Origin of the sequence: Patulibacter medicamentivorans (assembly GCF_000240225.1) — a bacterium.
Taxonomy (GTDB): Bacteria; Actinomycetota; Thermoleophilia; order Solirubrobacterales; family Solirubrobacteraceae; genus Patulibacter; species Patulibacter medicamentivorans.
Map to the genome: position 1 here is coordinate 1 of NZ_AGUD01000037.1, position 4,178 is coordinate 4,178.

Genomic DNA, 4,178 nt, shown 5'->3' on the forward strand with positions numbered 1-4,178 from the left:
CCGCGGCCGGACGCCGGTCGCCCGCCCGACGCCGGCTCGATCGCCGTCGCCGCCGTGCCCTCGACGATCGTCCCGCCGGCCCGCTCGACCGCCGCGGCCAGGCCGCGCACGAGCTTCGCCGGCTGGATCCGGGCGCAGGCGCTGCTGCTCCAGGCGCCCAGGCCGCCGCGGATCGCGACCCGCTCGCCCAGCGTGTCGGCGTCGAGCAGCGCGTCGGCGTCGTCGTCCCAGCCGCCGGCCGCCCGCACGCCATCGACCATCGTCAGCAGCCGCTCCAGCTCGACCGGCGTCTGGGCGACGGTCAGCGTGCCCCCGCGGTGGAGGTCGCAGTCGATGCCGTCCTCGGCGACCGCCCGCTCGACCTCGCCGACGGTCTCGCGGATCGCGTGGTGCATCGCCGCTGCGCCGCCGGCGCCGCGGCGGGCGTCCCAGGTCGCCGGATCGCCGGCGATCTCGCCCTGGACCCAGCCGCCGTTGCGGCCCGACGCCCCGAAGCCGCAGACGTCGCGCTCGACGACGAGGACCTCGAGCGCGGGGTCGGCGCGCAGCAGCTCGCGGGCGGTCCAGAGGCCGGTGTAGCCGCCGCCGACGACGCAGACGTCGACCGTCCGCGGTCCGTCGAGCGGGGGCCGCGGCTCGGGCATGCCGCCGAGCGCGGCGAACCAGTGGGAGACGGGACGGGACACGGGTCGTCGGAGGTCGGGGCCGGGCTGCGGACGGTCGCGGCAGGTCGCCGCGGCGTTCCGGACGGTGGGCGACCGGAACGTCGCAGGCGGGTCGGTCGGCGCGGGCGCCGACCGGAGCTCAGCGGATCCGGGTCGCGGCCTCGGTCAGGACCTCGCCGAGGATCCCGGCGATCTCGTCGAACTGCTGCTGCTCGGCGATCAGCGGCGGCGAGATCTGGACGACCGGGTCGCCGCGGTCGTCGGCGCGGCAGATCAGGCCGGCGTCGTAGAGCCGGTTCGACAGGTAGTCGTGCAGCAGCGTGTGCGCTTCCTCGTCGCTGAAGCCGGTCCTGGAGTCCTTGTCCTTGACCAGCTCGATCGCGTAGAAGAAGCCGGTCCCGCGCAGGTCGCCGACGATCGGCAGGTCGAGCAGCGGGGCGAGCGTGCGGCGGAAGTCGTCCTGGTGGTCGGCGACGTTCTCGACGACCCGCTCGCGCTTCATGATCTCGATGTTCTTGAGCGCGATCGCCGCCTGGACCGGGTGGCCGCCGAAGGTGATCCCGTGGGTGAACATCGCCCCGGGCTGCTTGAACGGCTCGGCGACCTTGTCGCTGATGATCAGCGCGCCGATCGACGCGTAGGCGGACGAGAGGCCCTTGGCGCTGGTGATCAGGTCCGGCTTGATGTCGTAGCGGGTCGATCCGAACCAGTCGCCGAGGCGACCGAAGCCGGTGATGACCTCGTCGGCGCAGAGCAGGATCCCGTGGCGGTCGCAGATCTCGCGCACGCCCTGGAAGTAGCCGGCCGGCGGGGTGAAGGCGCCGCCCGCGTTCTGGACCGGCTCCATGATCACCATCGCGACGGTGTCCGGGCCCTCGCTCTCGATCCGCTGCTCGAGGTCGTCGAGCAGGAAGGCGGTGAACTGCTGCTCGGTCTCGCCCTCGGGGCGGTGGAAGCGGTTGGTGTTGCGGACGTGGCCGACCTGCGGCACGAGCGGCTCGAACGGCGCGCGGAGGCTCGGCAGGCCGGTGATCGAGAGCGCGCCCATCGACGTGCCGTGGTAGGCGACGTCGCGGCCGATCGCCTTCCAGCGGCGCTCGCCGCGGAGGCTGTGGTACTCGCGGGCGATCTTCCAGGCCGACTCGACCGCCTCGGCGCCACCGGAGGTGAAGAAGACGTGGTCGAGGCCGTCCGGCGCGAGCGAGGCGACCTCCTGGGCCAGCTCGATCGCCCGCGGGTGGGCCGCGTTCCAGTTGGTGTAGTACGGCAGCTCGCGCATCTGCGCGGCCGCCGCCTCGCCCATCTCCTCGCCGTGGCCGTAGCCGATCTGGACGGCGAAGAGCCCGGCCAGGCCGTCCAGGAAGCGCTTGCCGTCGACGTCGGTCAGGTAGCAGCCGTCGCCGGAGGCGATGATCGGCAGCGGGCGCTCGTGGGCGAAGTCGGCGCGCTGGCTGAAGTGCAGCCAGAGGTGGTCCTGGGCGGCCTGCCGCAGCTGCTCGGGCGCGGCGCGCTGCCCAGCGGCTGCGACGTCCGGTGCGATCGGCGAGGTGCTCATATAAGTGATCGTGCCATTAGTTAGCGCTCCTGGCAAGTGCGGCCTGTCACCTCTTGATCCGCGGGGGACGACAGACCGTCGACCATGCCGGAGGATCGACGGACGCTGGTTCGACTCCGTACGCACGATCGTACCGGCGGTCGCAACCGTGTGACGGAGCGCACACGCGCTGCTATGTTTCAGCCACGTAACCGCGCTGGCGGTGGGCCGTCATCCCCTCGCGGCCCGGAGAGCCTCGGCGCGTCCCCTGGGTGAGGAGTGGTTGTGGAAGCAGCGACGGAGCGCGCGCGGTTGCGCGCGCCTACGAGGATGGCCCGCTGGGCCGCGATCTCGATCGCGGGAGCGCTGGCGCTGACCCCCGCCGCGCCGGCCTCGGCGGCCCCGGCCCCCGGGATGCGGTGCGCCCCCGGGCCGGCCGGGACCGAGCTGCCCGACGCCTCGGCCAGCGACCTCGGCTTCGACGCCAAGGCCCTGCAGGCGGCGGTCGACCGGTCGGCCAGCGGCTCGGGCGGCTCGGTCGCCGTCTATCGCTACGGCTGCCGCGTCGCGTCGGCCTACTCGGAGAGCCCGAACAAGCCCTACCAGAGCTGGTCGGCGGCCAAGTCGGTCGTCTCGATGGCCGTCGGACGCGCGATGCAGCTGGGCCTGCTGTCGCCCGACGACACCGTCGGTTCGCTGCTTCCCGAGGCGGACGCCGAGCACGGCGCGATCACCGTCCGCAACCTGCTGACGCAGAGCAGCGGCCTGCACCAGCAGCTGATCCGCGACTACAACTTCATCCTCGACGACCACCTGCAGAACGCGCTGACGCTGCCGTTCGACTACCCGCGCGGGACCCACTTCACCTACGGGCAGGTGACGGTGTCGCTGCTGGCCGAGGTCGTCAGCCGGGCGACCGGGATGGACTTCCAGGACTTCGTGAACCGCGAGCTGCTCTCGAAGGTCGGGATTCCGCGCGAGCTGGTCGCGATCCACCGCGACCGCGCCGGCCGCACCGACGGCTACTTCGGGGTCGAGATGGCGACCCGCAACTGGGCGCGCCTCGGCCAGCTGCTGCTGCAGGACGGGGTCTGGGACGGCCACCGGCTGCTGGACCGCGACTGGATGACCGACGTCCAGCACGGCAACGCGGTCAACGCCTGCTACTCGCTGCTGTTCTGGCCCGACAGCCCCGGCTGCGCTCCGCGCTGGGCACCGCCGGACGGCTACGAGATGAACGGCCTCGGCGAGCAGATCGTCTGGACCGTGCCGAGCCAGTCGCTGGTCGTCGTCCGCTTCGGGCCGCCGACCAGCGGCAACTGGAGCGCGCTCAAGGAGGGCGTCACGAAGGCGATCCGGCTGCCGCGGCCGGTGCCCCAGCGGCCGGTCGAGAAGCGCACCGGATCGTCGGCGCTCGAGGCGGAGGAGGCGTTCAAGCGCTTCGTCAACCTCCCCGACCTGCTGGCGGTGACCCAAGTGCTGCTGCCCCCGCTGCCGGCCGCCGGCCCGGCTCGCTCGCGCGTCGCGCAGATCCCGGCGCGCAGCCTGACGGCCGGCCCGGACGGCAACCTGCCGGTCCCGGTCCAGTGCCCGGCGATCGCCCGGATGCCCTGCGTCGGGACGCTGAGGGCGCTCGACGCCGGTGGCGCCGCGAAGCCGCTGGCCAGCGCGCCGCTGCGGATCGCACCGGGCGGGCGCCAGACCCTGACGCTCGGCAGCGCGGCGCTCGACGCCGCGATCGGCAGCGGGCGGGTGCTGCTGCGGACGACCACCGAGGACGGGCTCGACGGCGCGACCACGACGCGACGGGTGATCGTGACCGGCGCGGGCGGCCCGGCGCGGACGACCGTGCGGGTCAGCGGCGTGCGCCTGGACGGCCGCCGCCTGCGGTTGCGGGTCTCGCGCGCCGCGACCGTCCGCGCGACGATCCAGCGACGGGTCGGCGGCCGCTGGCGGACCGCCGCCCGCGCCACCGTCCG

General features: G+C 73.8%; 3 protein-coding genes. 1 reads left to right on the plus strand and 2 read right to left on the minus strand.

Annotated elements, in window-relative coordinates:
* Together PAI11_RS04300 and PAI11_RS04305 are read right to left on the minus strand one after the other, a co-directional pair.
* Nucleotides 1–686, minus strand: a 686-nt coding sequence (locus PAI11_RS04300) for an NAD(P)/FAD-dependent oxidoreductase (protein ID WP_138974094.1), incomplete at its 3' end; no start/stop codon positions are given.
* Between the two features lie 118 nt (nucleotides 687–804).
* Nucleotides 805–2,220, minus strand: coding sequence for an aspartate aminotransferase family protein (locus PAI11_RS04305; RefSeq protein WP_007571217.1), 1,416 nt, complete (start codon nucleotides 2,218–2,220; stop codon nucleotides 805–807).
* Between the two features lie 309 nt (nucleotides 2,221–2,529).
* Here PAI11_RS04305 and PAI11_RS04310 point away from each other — a divergent pair.
* The coding region (locus tag PAI11_RS04310; RefSeq protein WP_040598324.1) for a serine hydrolase domain-containing protein at nucleotides 2,530–4,178 on the plus strand (1,649 nt) is incomplete at its 3' end.

Bases quoted from the DNA above. Each gene is read 5' to 3' on its own strand.
- PAI11_RS04305 (WP_007571217.1), bottom strand. From the start codon at position 2,220: ATGAGCACCTCGCCGATCGCACCGGACGTCGCAGCCGCTGGGCAGCGC.